This is a genomic window from Kordiimonas sp. UBA4487 (genome assembly GCF_002389025.1).
Classification (GTDB): Bacteria; Pseudomonadota; Alphaproteobacteria; order Sphingomonadales; family Kordiimonadaceae; genus Kordiimonas; species Kordiimonas lacus.
Window position 1 is genome coordinate 96,790 of record NZ_DGNR01000014.1, and the last position, 15,966, is coordinate 112,755.

9 protein-coding genes are annotated in these 15,966 nt (G+C 59.1%); 2 read left to right on the forward strand and 7 right to left on the reverse strand.

What is annotated here, in order from left to right; translation table 11 throughout:
* The first annotated feature begins 65 nt into the window (after window positions 1-65).
* A complete protein-coding gene (locus B3Z17_RS15530; RefSeq protein WP_286830712.1) occupies window positions 66-1,973 on the forward strand; it encodes an MJ1477/TM1410 family putative glycoside hydrolase in 1,908 nt (635 codons plus the stop codon).
* A 14-nt stretch (window positions 1,974-1,987) separates the two neighbouring features.
* Here the strand turns inward: B3Z17_RS15530 and B3Z17_RS15535 are convergent, their stop codons facing one another.
* The 4 genes from B3Z17_RS15535 to B3Z17_RS15550 form a co-directional block, all read right to left on the reverse strand.
* Window positions 1,988-4,840: a TonB-dependent receptor gene (locus B3Z17_RS15535; RefSeq protein WP_286830713.1), complete on the reverse strand. Its 2,853-nt coding sequence runs from the start codon at window positions 4,838-4,840 to the stop codon at window positions 1,988-1,990.
* Between the two features lie 105 nt (window positions 4,841-4,945).
* A complete protein-coding gene (locus tag B3Z17_RS15540) occupies window positions 4,946-7,819 on the reverse strand; it encodes a TonB-dependent receptor plug domain-containing protein (protein ID WP_286830714.1) in 2,874 nt (957 codons plus the stop codon).
* A gap of 112 nt (window positions 7,820-7,931) precedes the next feature.
* Window positions 7,932-9,074: a FecR family protein gene (locus B3Z17_RS15545; RefSeq protein WP_286830715.1), complete on the reverse strand. Its 1,143-nt coding sequence runs from the start codon at window positions 9,072-9,074 to the stop codon at window positions 7,932-7,934.
* A gap of 17 nt (window positions 9,075-9,091) precedes the next feature.
* Entirely contained in the window at window positions 9,092-9,685 is a 594-nt protein-coding gene (locus B3Z17_RS15550; RefSeq protein WP_068307608.1) for an RNA polymerase sigma factor, read from the reverse strand.
* 203 nt (window positions 9,686-9,888) lie between these two features.
* Here B3Z17_RS15550 and B3Z17_RS15555 point away from each other — a divergent pair, with 203 nt between their 5' ends.
* Window positions 9,889-11,484: a methyl-accepting chemotaxis protein gene (locus tag B3Z17_RS15555; protein WP_286830716.1), complete on the forward strand. Its 1,596-nt coding sequence runs from the start codon at window positions 9,889-9,891 to the stop codon at window positions 11,482-11,484.
* Between the two features lie 76 nt (window positions 11,485-11,560).
* Here B3Z17_RS15555 and B3Z17_RS15560 read toward each other — a convergent pair whose 3' ends face one another.
* From B3Z17_RS15560 to B3Z17_RS15570, 3 genes are read right to left on the reverse strand one after another with little or no spacing between them, the layout of a single operon-like run.
* Window positions 11,561-12,778 (reverse strand): porin, encoded by a 1,218-nt coding sequence (locus tag B3Z17_RS15560; RefSeq protein ID WP_286830717.1) that lies wholly within the window; start codon window positions 12,776-12,778, stop codon window positions 11,561-11,563.
* A 9-nt stretch (window positions 12,779-12,787) separates the two neighbouring features.
* Window positions 12,788-13,603 (reverse strand): outer membrane lipoprotein-sorting protein, encoded by an 816-nt coding sequence (locus B3Z17_RS15565; RefSeq protein ID WP_286830718.1) that lies wholly within the window; start codon window positions 13,601-13,603, stop codon window positions 12,788-12,790.
* The gene (locus B3Z17_RS15570; RefSeq protein WP_286830719.1) at window positions 13,578-15,956 is read right to left on the reverse strand and encodes an efflux RND transporter permease subunit; all 2,379 of its coding nucleotides are present in this window, start codon (window positions 15,954-15,956) and stop codon (window positions 13,578-13,580) included. The genes B3Z17_RS15565 and B3Z17_RS15570 overlap by 26 nt, the downstream gene beginning before the upstream one ends.
* Window positions 15,957-15,966: the final 10 nt, after the last annotated feature.

Here is a 15,966-nt window from a genome sequence, read left to right on the forward strand (position 1 = left end):
TCTCGACGAGGCTAGCTCTGCGGCCTACAACTGTTGACTGATACCAGATTTGGGGAACTCACTTCATGGGCGAAAACCCGCTTTCCGACGTTGATAGCTGGCTCTATCACCTGGGTGATACAGACGCCGCCCGGCTTGTTGAGATCGGCGACAGCAGCGCTGACATGGTGGTGATCGAATTTGCCAACTATGCCGACGAGGAAACGCCCTATACCGAAGCAGACCTTGAGGTCATGCGCGGCGATGACGACAAGCTGATCGTCTCTTACCTCAGCATCGGTGAGGCGGAAGATTACCGCTTCTATTGGGACGACGCCGACTTTATCGCCATTCGCGACAGCATCATTGACAATGAAAACCCCGAATGGGTGGGCAATTTCAAGGTCCGCTACTGGATGGACAAATGGCAGCAGGTGATTTTCGACTATGTCGAACGCATCATCGATGGCGGCTTTGAAGGCGTCTATCTGGATATCATCGACGGCTATGAATATTGGGAAGAGCTGGAGCCGAACGCAGATGTCGACTACCGCCAGGAAATGGCCGATTTCGTCGCCGCCATCCGCGCCCACGCCGAGGCCTATCTGGCAGACGTGGAACCAGACCGCACCTTTGTGGTTATCGGCCAGAACGGCGAAGAGCTGCTGGAGAACAGCACCTACCTGAATGCCATCGACGGCGTCGGCAAGGAAGACCTGCAGTTCTACTATGAGAACACAAACCAGAGCGACTTCAGCGTACAGGACGCCGACAGCGTGGCCTATAGCCTGGCGCTGCTGACGCTGGCGGAAAACGCGGGCAAAGAAGTCTTTCTGGTCGAATATCTCAACAGTACCCGCCAGGACGTCTTCTCGACCGTGCTCGAAGCGCTGGCAGAGCAGATGGACGATCTGGGTATCCCGCTGTATGTCGCGGAAAACCGCGCGCTGGATGATGTGTTCCCGCAGCCGGATGTCACCCAGATTATCGAAAGCCTGCAGGGCACGGCGGCCGGCGACATATTGCGCGGTGGCTTCGGCAGGGACATGATCGATGCGCATGGGGGGAATGACCAGATATGGGCAGGCCCAGGGGACGCGGGCGATGACCTGTTCATTGGCGGTGCGGGCGCAGACATAATCGGCGGCGGCACGGGGGATGACTTCCTGGTCGGTGGCGGCGCGGATGATGGCAATGTACTGGACTGGCTGCCCGAGAACGGCAATGCGCTTGATGACGGCGCCGACATCCTGTTCGGCGGCAAGGGCAATGACATTCTTCTGGGCGGCGGCTGGGACGACGGCCTGATCGCAGACAATGGCGTCTATGATGAAGGCGAGGCCATCATCACAGGCCTTGCCGCAAACCAGATTTGGGCCGGCCCCGGCAACGACCTGCTGATTGGCGCAGCGGGCGCGGATGAGCTGGGCGGCGGCACGGGTGATGACACGATCCATGGGCATGACGGCGCCGACATGATCTATAGCGCGCTGGGCGTGGACCAACTGTTCGGCGGCGCAGGCGCAGACATGCTGTTTGGCGGCGCTGGCGACTATGCCGATACCCTTTGGGGTGAGGCCGGCGACGACACCTTGTTCGGCGGCGCGGGCGGCGACCTGCTGCAGGGCGGCCTTGGCGGCGATGAACTGTTCGGCGGCGCTGGCGACGACACGGTCAATGGCGACGATGGCACCGACATACTGTGGGCCGGCGCGGGCGATGACCTGCTCACAGGCGGCCTGAGCGCTGACGTTTTTGCCTTTGCCGCCACAAGCGGTGCCGACACAGTCACAGACTTTGACCTGAGCACCGACACGCTGGACCTCACGGCCATCACCAGCCCTTTCGCCGACATCACAGCCCTGGAGGCGGCGGCTTCGGAAGTGATCCAAAGCGGTCAGGAGGGCTTGCTGATTGACCTGGGCGCCAGCGGCAGCGTGTTCCTGATCGGACTTGTGCTTGATGACCTGGACACCATCACAGTGCTTCTCTAATCAGATGCAGGCACTCAGAAGCGCGCACTCAGGCGGGCATACCAATAGCCGCCATTGAAGCCGAAGGGTGCGGCCCGGCGGCTGTAGGTAAAGACCCCGTCCGATGACAGGATACCCGGCAGCGTACCCGCACCCGCCTGCCCGATCAGGTTGCGGTCCGGATACTGGCCAAGAATATTGTTGGCGCCAATGGTGGCCGTGAGGCCAAGCGCCTCCAGCTCATAGCTCAGTTGCGCGTCCAGCACCCATTCGGCACCAAAATCCTGCACATTCAGCCCTTCGCCTGAGACCTGGTCGCACGATCCTTCGCATATCCGGTAACCACCAAAACGGTTGGCGCGCACCAGAAAGCTCAGCGGCCCGGTTTGGTAGGTCGCGGCCAGCATCACCCGGCTGTCCGGCTGCCAATCCTGCAGGATGGAAATATCCTGCGGCGTGAACAAAGGCACCGCCAGCGTGTCCCCGATGGTGGTTCGGATACTGCCGTCGCGCACACGCGTGCTGTTCCAATTGGCGGCGAGAGAGAGCTCAAAGCTGTCGTCAGACGAAAGCGGCCAATCATACACCGCGACAATATCGGCCCCCTTGGTGACTGTGTCGGCGGCATTGAAGAAGAACTGACCGTTCGTGATGCCCATGCGGTCACTGACATCCGGGAACAGACGGGCGATATCCACACTGCCGGATATGGCAATCCGGTCGTCGATACTGATGTGGTAATAGTCCGCCGTCAGCGTGAAGTTTAGCAGTGTCAGCACCAGACCGGCGCTCAGGTTGGTGGCGGTTTCTTCCTTCAGCTCCGGCACGCCAATGGCCAGGGCCAAGGCGCTGTCGTTCCGGAAGGTGCCGCGCTCCTGCGCAACCGTCATGCCGCCCGCATCAATAAACTGGGTCGAGACACTGTTGAAAAATTTCTGCTGCACGGACGGCGCCCGAAACCCGGTGGAGATGGCACCCCGAAGCGCCAGTGCGCCCGTCAGCCGCACCCGGCTGGTAAGTTTGCCGGTCAGCCGACTGCCGAAATCGTCATAATGCTCGAACCGCGCGGCCCCGGCGATGCGCCAGTCGTCTGTCAGTTCAAGGTCCAGATCGCTATAGAGCGCGAAACTGTCCCGGTGCCGGTCCACCACATTGTCCCTTGAGAATCCCCTGAACACCTGGAAGCCCTGCTGGTAGCGCACAGGGCTGGTGTCGCAGCCCGGGCAGTCAGTATTCAGGGCGCCGCCATCGCTGTAGGACACAGGCTCGCCCGCGCGGATTTCATAGCGGTCCCGCCGGTGCTCGGCCCCCATCGCGAACGTTACGGCGTGCGTGCCCACCGTGCCTTCGCGCACTGCGTCAAACGACAGAACCGACTGGGAGAAAAACAGGCTGCCGGCATCTGCTTCACGCGGGCTGTCTGCCCCCAGCGACGCATTCAAACTGTTTTTGATGCGGTAGGCGAATTCGTTGCGGCCATAGGAAAACCCAATGTCCGCGCGCCAGCCCGCCAGATCATTCAATACCAAACCGCTTGCCGCTGAAATATCGGTGATTTCAGTATTGATGTAGGGCAGGAAGCCGTCTGGATACAGGTCCACCACCGTGCGTTCCGCTTGGGTCACCCGGCGGTAAAATCCCGCGGACAGGTTATCGCGGTCGGAATAGGTTGCGAAGCCGTACCAATGGCCCACGTCAGCAAACGGGATTTCAGCGTTGAGGACGGCGGCAAACTGTTCGCTTGCCGCGTCGCCAATGCGGAAATTCCGCCGGTCGAACGTGTATTCACGGGGGTCATAACAGCCCGCAGGTTCGGCCGTGGCAGCACAGTCTCTTTCACCGTTCACGCCAAAATACTGTTGGTTCGCACTCAAGCCCGCGCGGTTGGTAGGCGCCCGGTCACGGTACTCAAGGCTCAGGTTCACAAAGCCCCGGCTGCTTATGGGATAGGCCATGAACCCGCTGGCGGTTGTTGTGTCACCGTCGCCTGCATAGGTGCCGCCGCGGCTGACCTGGACCATGCCGCCTTCGCGGTCGCGCCTGAGCGCCAGGTTGATCACGCCCGCGATGGCGTCAGAACCATATTGGGCCGCCGCACCGTCCCTGAGCACCTCGATCCGCCCAAGCGCGATAGCGGGCACAGCGTTCATGTCAGTACCCGCGGACCCCCGCCCCACACTGGTGTTCACATGAACCAGCGCACTGGCGTGCCGCCGCCTGCCGTTCAGCAGCACCAGCGTCTGATCGGGGCTCATGCCCCGAAGTGTCGCAGGCCTCAGGGCATCTGTGCCGTCCGACACGCTTGAACTGGAAAAATTGAAGCTGGGCACCAGCATCTGCAGCATGCGGCCGGTCTCCGTCTGGCCGGTGAAGGCGAGGGCTGTGCTTGAGAGGACATCAACCGGCACGGACGTGGCCGCAACCGTGCGCCCCTTCACCCGTGTGCCGATGCTGATGATCTCCTCAAACGACGCCGGGGCAACGGATATCTGATCGACATCCAGTTGCCCCGGTGTGTTTTCTGGCCTCATGGGAGGCTTCGGGTTTGATTTATATTTTCTGACGGTAACGGTGTTCCCGCTTGAGAAATGATATTCGAGCCCGGTGCCTTCCATCAGCCGCATAAGCGCGTCTTCCGCCGTCATCACCCCAACCACGCCCTGGCTGATTGGGATATCCTCGGTATCCACCGCCAGGATCAGCTGAATGCGTGCCTGTTCGGAAAACTCGAGGAGCGCCTGCCTGAGCGGCTGCGGCGCAATGTCAAAACGGATTTCCGGCGGATCGTCCGCCGCGGCAGCCACTGAGATACTTAGCCCAAGTATCAGCGTTACCATCAGCCGCAGCAGCCGCCCAAGGCCGCCAGCCGCAGCTGGTTTTCGTATCATACATGCCCTCCTATTCTTCAGATAGTTGTATGTATCTACCATAAGACGAGACGAACAGATTACGGGATTTGAGAATGTTTTCACGCGCCCAGCCCCCTTTGCCCGTCAGAATTCAAACGCCATCCGGGCATAATAATAGCCGCCCCTTATGCCCCAAGGCATGGTCACCCACGGATAGCGGAAGTTGCCAAACGCCCCAATCTGTCGGCCTTCGGAAATCCAGCGCGACATATCGTTGTTGGCCAGCTTGTCCGGATATGTATTGAACAGATTATTGGCCCCGATGGCAAAGGTCAGGTTTTCGCCAATGTCATAGGAAAGCTCCAGGTCCACAATCGCGGCGGTGCCTGCCTTGGTGGTGGCGCTGTAATCCAGCCCCAGCACATTCACTGCTATATCCCGCGGTATATTGTTGCCCTGAGCCGTATAGAAAGCGGATTCCGTGTTGCCATAATAATTGACCCGCAGAAGCGCCCCAAACCGGTTCTTGCGGTAATCTACGGTGCCCGCAAGGCGGATGCGGGGTTGACCGCGCTCCACATTTACCTGTTCCGCGAACGGGAAAAATTCATCGTCGGACACGCCTGCGGGCGCGTTGATATCCTCAATGGTGGTCTGGTTCCAGCTGACAGATCCAATAAGGTCAAGCGACGCGCCGCCTTTCAGCGCCATCTCGTAGCAGGCGACCAGGTCAGCGCCCAGCGTGCTTGTATCAATACCGTTCGAGAAGAAAGACCCCGCCTCGATTGGCCCAAGGCTCAGTCCCTCGGGGATCGGCAGCGTCGGCCCCAGCACAATGCGGTCACGAATATCGATACGGTAGGCATCCAGCGTGACATTCAGCTTCTCATTTGGCTTCCAGACCAGCCCGACAGAAACGTTGGTATTGGTTTCATGTTCCAGCTTGTCCACGCCGTAGGTGCGCGGAATGATATGGCCCTCTGGCGCCACAAGGGTCTGGGTCAGGCCTTCGGCACTTGTGTTGGTGATGACGGACGTAAACGCCCTTTGCGCCAGCGCCGGGGCCCGGAACCCCGTTGACACCGCCCCCCGAATTGCCAAGGTTTCGGAAGCCTGATAACGGGCCGAGAGTTTGCCGGTAATCTTGCTGCCCGTGCGACCGAAATTCTCGTACCGCGCAGCGGCAGTGAAGAACCAGTTTTCAGCCGGCTCGAACTCCGTATCCACATAGAAGGCATAGCTCGAGCGGCCCAGTTCACCGGCAACATCGGGGCTGTAGCCCGGGAAGCCCTGGAAGCCGCACACGGCTGACACGTCCGCATCCAAAATCGAGGGCGCGAAATCACCATCCACCATGCCGCAGCTATAGGAGGCCTCGTCGCCCTGCTCTATTCCATACAGTTCGTTTCGATATTCAAAGCCGTAGGCCAGGTTGAACGGCACGGAGCCGACCTGACTACTGCCGACAGCATCGAAATTGGCTGTCAGCTGTTCAAATTCAAGCGCGCCCGAGAAGCCTTCCGTGAAGCTATAGTCCAGCGGGTCAAGGCCGTTATAGAAAGCGGCGGAGGCCACAGACACATTCACCGTGTTTTCAGCACCAAAGGCGAACCGCGTGCGGCCATAAGTGGCGCTTAGGTCATATTGCCAGCCGTCATCGGCATCCAGCCTGAAGCCGACAGCCTGGCTGAAGTCACTGACGTCGGTAGTTTGAAGCGGCAGGAAGCCCTCGGGGTACAGTTGCGGCACAGACCGGGCAGCCTGATGTGCGTGGCGGTAAAAGCCGCCCGAAAGCCCCTGCCGGTTCATATAGCCGCCAAAGGCATACAGCTCACCCCCACCCTTGCCGGGCAGCGCCATATTCCACATCACCGCCATGGCTTCCACGTCGGTTTCACCAATCCGCATCACCACATCGCCGGTAATCGAGGACGGGTCGGCCCGGTTGGTGGCCTGCCGGTTCTGATATTCTGCGGTAACATTGAAAAACCCGCCATCCCCCAGGGGTAGCCCGAGGGTAGAGGACGCGAAGAAGGTGTCGCCGTCGCCTTCATAAGTCTGCCCCCAGCTGGCAGCGCCCGAAAACCCCTCGTCATAATCCTTCAGCACGATATTGACGACGCCTGCGATGGCGTCAGAGCCATATTGGGCAGCCGCGCCGTCGCGCAGGATTTCCACCCGCTTGATGGCGCCCACGGGGATGGTGTTCATATCGGTGCCCACGGCACCCTTGCCCACCGTATTTTGCACATTCACCCAAGACTGGCTGTGGCGGCGCTTGCCGTTTACCAGCACCAGTACCTGATCGGGGCCCAGGCCACGCAAGGTTGCGGGGCGCACGATGTCCGTGCCGTCGGATATGGTGGTTTCGGTGAAATTGAAGCTGGGCGCCAGCGCCTGCAACAGCCGCCCTGTCTGGGTATAACCATTTCTATGGAGCGCGCTTGAGCCGATCACATCCACCGGCACAGCGGTTTCGGTAACCGTGCGCGTCCGGTTCCGGGTGCCGACCGTGACTAGTTCTTCAAGGTAGGGCTCTTCGGCCTCGCGCCGCTGGGACAACGACCGCACTTCTTCGCGCGTTGCCGTGACTTCCGCCCGCGCAGGGACAGGAGCAACACCCTGGCCCATCTGCACCTGACGGCGAACCACCACCGTATTTTCCCCGGTAAAACTGAAGCTGTAGCCCGTACCGCTCACCAGCGTGACCAGTGCTTCAACCACATCGTGCGCACCCCTCAGGCTGCGACGCTGGCTGTCTTTGGCCATATCACCAGGCAGGATGATCTGCACCCCGGCCTGTTCGGAATAGGCCAGAAGCGCATCCTGAAGACGCTGGCTGCGGATATTGAAGTCAACAATCCGGAAGGCCTGGGCGTGGCTGTCATGATGGCGAAGCGCATGGGCAGGCGAGAAAACACCAAAAGCCGCCACGCCTATCGCCGCAGCAGCACTGGTGGTCAGGACTTTACGCTGCCACGCCGTATCCGGCCAGGCGGTGCGCCCCCTCAACTTCATGCGATCCTCCCGCTACCTTGGCAGTGCCAAAGCAACCTCGCCCGTATCTTCGGACGTCCCCCCCTTGTTATCCTGAAAGTTGCCAGCTGCCTACAGGATTATTGCAGCAAGCTTAAGTCCCGCTTTGTTCTTCGTCGAACATCAAAATGGTGCTTCCGCCCAAGCGCACCACTTCGATCGGGTAGCCCTGTTGCAGGCCTTCAAGCCAGGCATCAACCTGGTCCGGATAAACCGTGCCGGTGAAGCGCATGGTGCCCACGGCTTCGTCACCAATGGTGATCTCGTCGGTCAGATACCGGTTCAGTTCCTGGATCACATCTGCAATTGGCCAGTCAACCATGGTCAGCACGCCCACACGCCAGGACAGGCCTTCCTGAACGTCAGCTTCCACGATGGGTGCCAACAGGCCTGCAGGCGAATAAGCCGTGCGTCGGCCTGCTGTTACCAGCGCAACGGGCTGGGCCACAGCTGTGGCACTATCACGGCCCCGGCCACGCGAACGCTCTTCTGTGTCGTCAATCGGACGCACGGCAACTGTGCCCTCCAGCACCCGCACTTCCACATTGGCAGCAGACTTGCGCACATTGAACACAGTACCAATGGCCGTCACGCTGCCCTGGCCCGCGCGCACGATAAACGGCCGCTTCGGGTTCTTGGCAACGGTAAAGATGGCTTCGCCCTGGTCCAGTACCAGCGACCGGTTCTCTTCCGAATAGGTTACGGAAACAGCGCTGCCTGCGCCCAGTTCAACGATAGACCCGTCCGCCAGGTTCACCACACGCTGTTGCCCGGCAGCGGTTTGGTACTGAATGGTGCGAACAGCCTGGCTGCCGTCTGGCGTGCCCATCAGCAGGAAGGTGGTTACCAGCACAGCTGCAAAAGAAGCGGCGATGGCGCCAACCCAGGCGTAGGACAGCTTCTTGCGAACGGACGGTTGCTCATTCGCGGGCGCCACCATCGACAGGATCGACCCGCCCGCTGATGGATGTACCGCCACAGTCGGCTCCGTGGCCGCCTTGGCCATGTCAGCCTGGGTTTGATCGGCAAAAGCCTGCCACTCATCCGCCTCGGCTTCGCCCAGGACGCCCCACAGGGTTTCCATCCGGGCAAAGGCGCGCCGGTGGTCGCCGCTTGCCGCCATCCAGCCCTGCCAGGCTTTCAGCTCGTCGGCATCCATGGTGCCGTCCTGCAGGTCCAGATAATATTCTGCGGCCCGGTCCAGTACCTTCTTTTCAATTTGGCGGCTCTTAGGCATCTACCAACATCCTCAACTCAAAGACTCCACGCATCCAGCTCGTCGCTCATTTTATCTGAGCAATGCACGAGGGCGCGTAACACATATTTTCTAATCATGCTCGACGTCAGGCCCATTTCCTGGGCAATGTCATCGTAGCTGCGGTTCTTGAACTTATACTCCACAAACGCGTGCCGACATTTGGGCGGCAGCGTGGACACACATTCCAGAACCCGGCTCAGGGCCTGTTTGGCGGCGATGGAGCGTTCCGGCGTGAACCCGAACATCTCGTTCACCTGTTGCGGCGCTTCCTGATCCACATACGACTGGGCCAGCCCCTTGCGGCGGATCCGGTCAATCGCGATATTGGTTGCCGTGCGGAACAGGAAAGCCCGCAGGAAACCAATGGTGCTGGTATCGTCCAACCGAAGCAGGCGAACATATGCCTCCTGTGCCACTTCCACCGCTTCTTCGTGCGACTTCAGCCGGCTTGTCAGGTAGCGTACCAGCTCTTCATTATGGTTTTTGAAAAGCGCTTTGATGTCGTCCTGCGAGAGCGCACGAGCATCGTCCGAAGGGGCCTGCCCTTCAGCCTTCAGCTGCTCGTTCTTCCGCTTCTCTGGCGACGCCATACATGTCTCCTTACATGAAGGACGCTTAGCTTACAGAAGTTGGGAATTTTTTTTGACTCTTTTCTAAGGCCGGTTCAGCTGTGCTTGGCATTACACTTAACCAAGCTTTAAGGTATCCTGCGCAAAGTAGAGGCACTGGTGTACCAGAATGGGATACGGGTTGCGGCGACACGCCGGGACCATTGGGGAAATGAGGGATTTTCATGTTAAGTTTTTTCCAGAAGGAACAGGAAAAACAGCCAACAAGGACGGAGACCGCATCCGCCGCAGCTGAGAATGCGACCACGCTCACAGAAGCGGATGTCCTTGAATCGCTGCCGAACAATATCATTCTTTGCAAGCCGTCGACCGGCCAGATCACCTATGCCAACGCAACAAGCCGCCACACGGTGGAGCTGATGGGAGAAAGTTTTCCCGTCACCCCGGACGCGCTTGAGGGGGCATCGATCAATATCTTCTCCGATGGGGGCGAAGACTTTGAGGCCATGGTGGGCGATCCGGCCGCCCTGCCCTTCAACCGGGTACTGCCGCTTGGCAGCGAGTTTCTTGAACTGCGCTTCAACATCCTGCGCGACAAGAACGGCAGCCATGAGCGCACGATCCTGTCCTGGACCCGGGTGACAGAACGCGAAACCTTCAAGGCGGAAGCCGGCAGGCTGACCCAGATGGTCGACAAGATGCCGATCAACGCCATGATGTGCGACCCTCAAACCGGCGCTATTGTCTATATGAATGACAGCAGCAAGGCAGCACTGGCCGGCCTCGCACAACATCTTTCAGTGTCGGCAGACGCCATGGTCGGGCAGAATTTAAGCGTTTTCTGCCAGGAACTGCAGCAACAACCAGGCCTTTTGGTTGACCCGAAGAAGCTGCCCTTCAAGACGAAATTCGAACTTGGCCCGGAAACAATCGGGCTCAGCATTCATGCTATCACCGACGACCACGGCGGCTACATCGGCCCTATGGCCACATGGGCTATCGTCACGGCCCAGGCGCAAGTTGAAGCGATGGTGAGCCAGTCATCAGGTGAAGTTGCAGCCGAGACCGCATCGCTTGCCGATCAGGCCAGCATGATGGCCTCTATTGCCGAACAGAATATAGGCATTTCATCCAAGGTGGCGGACGCGTCTGGCCAGGCGACAGATAATGTGCAGGCCGTGGCCGCCGCAACCGAGGAACTGGCAAATTCAATTTCCCAGATCGCCGACCAGGTTGCCCACGCCAGCCGCATTTCCGGCAATGCCAGCGAGAAGGCCGATCAGGCGAATACCGTGGGTCAGGAGCTTTCAGAAGCATCCGGCAAAATTTCAGACGTGGTAAAGCTGATCAACGACATTGCCGACCAGACCAACCTTCTGGCGCTCAATGCCACCATTGAGGCCGCGCGGGCCGGCGAAGCCGGCAAAGGCTTTGCCGTTGTGGCCAGCGAGGTAAAAAGCCTTGCAACCCAGACCGCCAAGGCAACTGAGGATATTTCGCATCAGGTTGAATCCATTCAGGAACAGTCGCGCCGCATGGTGGAATCCATCACGGAGATTTCCGAAATCATCCGCGAAGTGACAGCCATCGCAACGGAAATCGACGGTTCGACCAACCAGCAGGGTGCTGCAACACAGGAAATTTCCCGCAGTGTCGATCAGGCCGCCCAGCGCACCAAGGAAGTGTCTGACAGCATGGACGAAGTGCAGCAGGCTTCGCAGAAAGCCGCAGACGTGGCGCACGCAGTGCAGGCATCAGCAGATCGCCTGACCGAAGTAGCCAACGGGCTCCAGCATGAAGTCTCGAACCTGCTCAAATAGACAAAAAAGAAGCGGCGGGGCTGCTGCCCCGTCCGCTCCAGTCACTGGGTAAGCGAGAAATTACCCTGATAGTTTCCTAAAAATACCGTGTGAGCCTGAGCATCACGTGGCTGTCGCGCCGGAAGCCGTACAGCAGGTTGTCCGCATCTGCATTGATGAAAAAGCGGCCTTCGATTTCGCCAACCCAATTGGCGCCAAACCGGCGGGAGCTTTCCACCAGCCCCGACATGGAGCCGTCTTCCACATCCACGACAATGCCGCCAAGGAAATCCGTGTCTTCCGCGTCATTGAGCGCGAGGCGCGTGCCAATGAAGATGTCATTGTCTGCGATGGTCTGCGGCGCCACAAGCGGGTCTGATGACCGTCCGTCATACTGGAATTCCACCAGCACACCGAGGTCTGCGCCCGCGTCTGTGATGCCGTAGAAGGTATATTCCACCCCGCCCACAGTTGCTGCGAAGGTCTGGAACGGCGTGTCGCGCACGATGCCCTCAAACTTCCACAGCCACGCTTCTTTGGTGTATTGCAGGTCCACGCCCACTTGGGTGATGTCATCATAAAAGGGGGCGAAAAGGCCACGCGCCTCATCAAACACCAACCGTGGTTCGCGGTCGGCCCCTCGGAAGAAGGACAGGCCCACATCCCAGTCACCGAAATAGTGGCTGTAGCGGAGGGCGAAATCCACATCCTCGTCATCATCCCGGCCTTCGTCAGACCTGGCCATGTCATTCTCGACCAGCAAAGGGGCCCGCAGCCTGCCGTCCGCGCCCGCGAACGTGCGCTTGCGGAAACGCGGCATCACATAGGCTGTGAGCTGCCCCCAATCGCGAATGGTGGATACTTCCACCATCGGCTGGCCCAGCTTGTCTTCGTCGTCGATGTCCTCAACGCTGTCAGACTGGTTGATGATATCCACCAGATGGCGGCTTTCCGTGACGCCCCAAAAGACCTTGGTAAGGCCCGCGCGCACAGCCCATTCGTCGCCGGTCCAACGCACGTAGGCTTCGCGCATATCTGCATGCGTGCGCTGGCCGTCTTTCCCGTCCAGTCGGGCATATGGCACCAGAACCACATCCCACTGGCGGTTATCAGACTGCCAGCGCACGTCTCCCTCGAGCAGGAGGGAAGGCTGGAAGGTGTCCAGCTGGCGGGGCTGCGTACCCTTTTCGAAAAATGTACGTAACTCAGTGCCAACGGAGCCGGACACATCCCATTCCCCGGCTGTGGCAGCTGGGGAGCTTAGGGCCAGAAGCGCCGCCACAATCGGGGTTTTACTCAGGACAGAATTCGTCATCACCGGCCCCTAGCGAATGCGCTTCAGCACGCCTTTGACAAAGTCATTGTCATGCAGGCCGGTTTTGAAGCTGTAGTCGCCGTAGGTCAGCGTGGTAGATTTGCCAGTCTGGTGATTGACCATCTCAAGCGCGTGCGCGCGCCACACACCGCCTTCATACTCGCGGTAATCCTTCAAGGTCAGGGTCTTGAGCAGGCTGTTCTTGCGGTCATAGAAATCGATCTTGCGCACCTGATAGACGTCCTGGTCAACCAAGGCGATCTGGCGCACATAGCCGGAGTTCTCATAGCGCGGGAAGCGCTCAACCACATCCACTTTCATGCCGTCGAATTCGTCTTCGCCGATGAATTTATAGTCATATTTGTTGAGCTCGGTTGAAGTGAAATCCTCGAACGCGAACTCGGACCCCACAAACGGGCCGGACTTGTTGGTCGAGCTGATGCGCTTCACGCGCTTCAGCGCCGGCAGATAAAGCCACTGGTCATCCGCTTCCAGGATCTTGGCGTGGCTGAGGAGCGCCGTACCCTGCACGTCACGCGGGGTCTCGAAAACGGTGAGCGACTTGTCGCCCACCTCTTCGTTTTCCTTCTCCAGCGTCTTGAAATACATCTCGCGGGTTGATGTATTGCCGGCCGAATTGGTCAGTGTCATCACTGCGGTCACTTCGGAACTGGTGAAGCCCAGGTCAGACCGGTCAGACCGGGCCGCGATCTCATAGCCCTTGTCTGCCGCCTCATCAGCCTTGACCGGCGCAATGAGGGAAAAGCCCAGCGTGACCACCGCCAGCGCGGCGGCCAGTTTATTCTGCAGGTTGCGTTTGAACATTTTGTTTTACTCCTTCGCTATCATCTTTTTGTCCAGAAATGAGCTTGCCTGACCCGCGCAGCATCAGTGCTGGCAGGAACAGGAAGTCGAACACCAAGGCGAATGTGATCGCCAGCGCCGTCAACAGGCCCATGTCTGCATTCATTTTGAAGTGGGAGGTGGCAAGGTACGCGAACCCGATCACCAGGATCACGGTATTGACCACCAGCGCCGTGCCCACGGTCTCGAAGGCATATTTGATGGCGCCCGCGCGGTCATAGCCCTTCTCGCGGATACCCCGGACATATTTGGCCAGGAAGTGGACCGTGTCGTCCACCACAATGCCGAGCGACACGCTCGCCACCGCCGCAACCGAGAAGCCCACGGTTCCAACCATCAGCGCCCAGGCCCCGAAGGCAACCACAATCGGCAGGCCGTTCGGCACCATGGAAAGCGCCCCAAGGCGGGCGGATTTCAGCGCGAACATCATAACGATGCCGATGGCAACGATGGCGATGATGTTGCCCGCAATCATGCTTTCCACATTGCGTTCCGCCACATAGGTGAACATCACCTGCGCGCTGGTCGGTACTGTTGCCTGCATGTATTCCGGTGCATTCTCCGTGATCCAGCCACGGGCCGCATCCAGGAACGCCTTGGTTTCAAGGGTTGAGGTGTTGGTCAGCGTTGCCGTTACCCGGGTTGCGGACTTGTCGATATTCACCCGGTCATTCAGGTCAAGGCCGTAAGGCAGCGACAGTTCATACAGAAGCAGATACTGGGCCGATAGCTCACGGTCATCGGGCAGCTTGTACCAACTGGCCTCATCGGCGTGCATGTTGCGGTTCAGCCGCTTCATGATGTCCGTCAGCGAATAAACGTGGGTCACATTCGGCTGCTGGCGCAGGAACTGGGTGAACTCGTCCAGTTTCTGCAGGAACTCAGGCTCGGATACGCCGCCCTCCCCCTTTGCCAGAACCGAAAACTCGATCGGGTAGAAGCCGAAATATTCGGTTGAGGCATCGCTGTCGCGGCGGAATTCGATGCTCTCGTCGAAATATTCGGTCCACTGGTCGTTGAATTCAATCTGCGGCACCGCCGAAATCAGCACAATGGCAAACGCGCCAATGCCGTAGAACAGCTTCTTGTTGTGGGCCACCACGAAATCCGCCAGGCGTGCAAAGAAATTGTTTTCATTTGCCACCGCCAGCTTCGGTGCCCGCACCGGCAGGAGGCTCATCATGGCCGGCAGGAAGGTGACGGACATAGCCCAGGCCGCCACGATGCCGACAGCCGAGATGTTGCCCAGGTGCCAGAATGGCGGGGCGTCACCGAAGTTCAGCGCCAGGAAGCCGATGGCTGTCGTCAGCGACGTGATCATCACCGCCAGGAAATTCACCCGAACCGCTTCAATCAGCGCGTCCCGCTTGGTCATGCCCGCCTTCATGCTGTTGCGCATGGTAATCAGGATATGGACCGCATCGGCAATCGCCAGCGTCAGAATGATCGTCGGCGCCGACAGCGCAATGGGCGTCAGGGCCACGCCGTAGAAACCGGCCGCGCCCATACCAATCATGGAGGCAAAAGCGATCATCAGAAGTGTCACAAGGGTGCCCGCGATCGACCGAACCGTTACCGCCATCAGCAGAAGCAGCAGCCCATACATCAGAGGAATCATGGTCATGACATCTTTCATGCCGGCTTCCTGGAACGCCATATTCAGCATGGAGACACCAGTCATGTAGATTTTATGGCCTGGGTATTTCTGCAGCAGGTCAGCGCGCAGATTGCGGGCATATTCAACCGCCTGCGGCACCTCGAACGGGTCAACCTGTGGATACTGCAGCACCACATTGACAGCAATCGCACGGCCATCGCGGGCCACAAGCTGGTCCCTCAGGAGCGGTTCGGTGATGGCCACCTGGCTCTTTTCCGCCAGTTCCTCAGCCGTCAGGCTTTCCGCGCCCTTGACCAGGTCTTCAACGATCAGGTCGTCTTCATCGGCCCAGGTGTGCTGGAAGTTGGTCACACTGTCGACACGCAGGCTGAAGGGGATCTGCCAGGCCTCGGTGGTCAGCTCTTCCACCAGCGCCAGCGTTTCAGCTGTAAACACATCCCCTTCTTCGGGAACGATGGTGAAAAAGAAATTATCGTTTTTGGTGTAGGTTCCCTGGAACTCCTCAAACGCCTGCAACTCAGGGTTCGATTCAGAGAAAAAGTCACGATAGTTGTTCGACATTTGTAAGAACTGCGCACCGTAGGTCACGGCCGCAGTTGTCAAAAGTGTCGCAAAAATAACGAGCCACCGGTGGCCAATCACAAATTTGGCCAGCCGGACGGCAAACTCGTCCATTGCTGTCATGGTCTTAGGCATTTTGCGTCTC

Bases quoted from the DNA above. Each gene is read 5' to 3' on its own strand.
- B3Z17_RS15530 (WP_286830712.1), top strand. From the start codon at position 66: ATGGGCGAAAACCCGCTTTCCGACGTTGATAGCTGGCTCTATCACCTG.
- B3Z17_RS15535 (WP_286830713.1), bottom strand. From the start codon at position 4,840: ATGATACGAAAACCAGCTGCGGCTGGCGGCCTTGGGCGGCTGCTGCGG.
- B3Z17_RS15540 (WP_286830714.1), bottom strand. From the start codon at position 7,819: ATGAAGTTGAGGGGGCGCACCGCCTGGCCGGATACGGCGTGGCAGCGT.
- B3Z17_RS15545 (WP_286830715.1), bottom strand. From the start codon at position 9,074: ATGCCTAAGAGCCGCCAAATTGAAAAGAAGGTACTGGACCGGGCCGCA.
- B3Z17_RS15550 (WP_068307608.1), bottom strand. From the start codon at position 9,685: ATGGCGTCGCCAGAGAAGCGGAAGAACGAGCAGCTGAAGGCTGAAGGG.
- B3Z17_RS15555 (WP_286830716.1), top strand. From the start codon at position 9,889: ATGTTAAGTTTTTTCCAGAAGGAACAGGAAAAACAGCCAACAAGGACG.
- B3Z17_RS15560 (WP_286830717.1), bottom strand. From the start codon at position 12,778: ATGACGAATTCTGTCCTGAGTAAAACCCCGATTGTGGCGGCGCTTCTG.
- B3Z17_RS15565 (WP_286830718.1), bottom strand. From the start codon at position 13,603: ATGTTCAAACGCAACCTGCAGAATAAACTGGCCGCCGCGCTGGCGGTG.
- B3Z17_RS15570 (WP_286830719.1), bottom strand. From the start codon at position 15,956: ATGCCTAAGACCATGACAGCAATGGACGAGTTTGCCGTCCGGCTGGCC.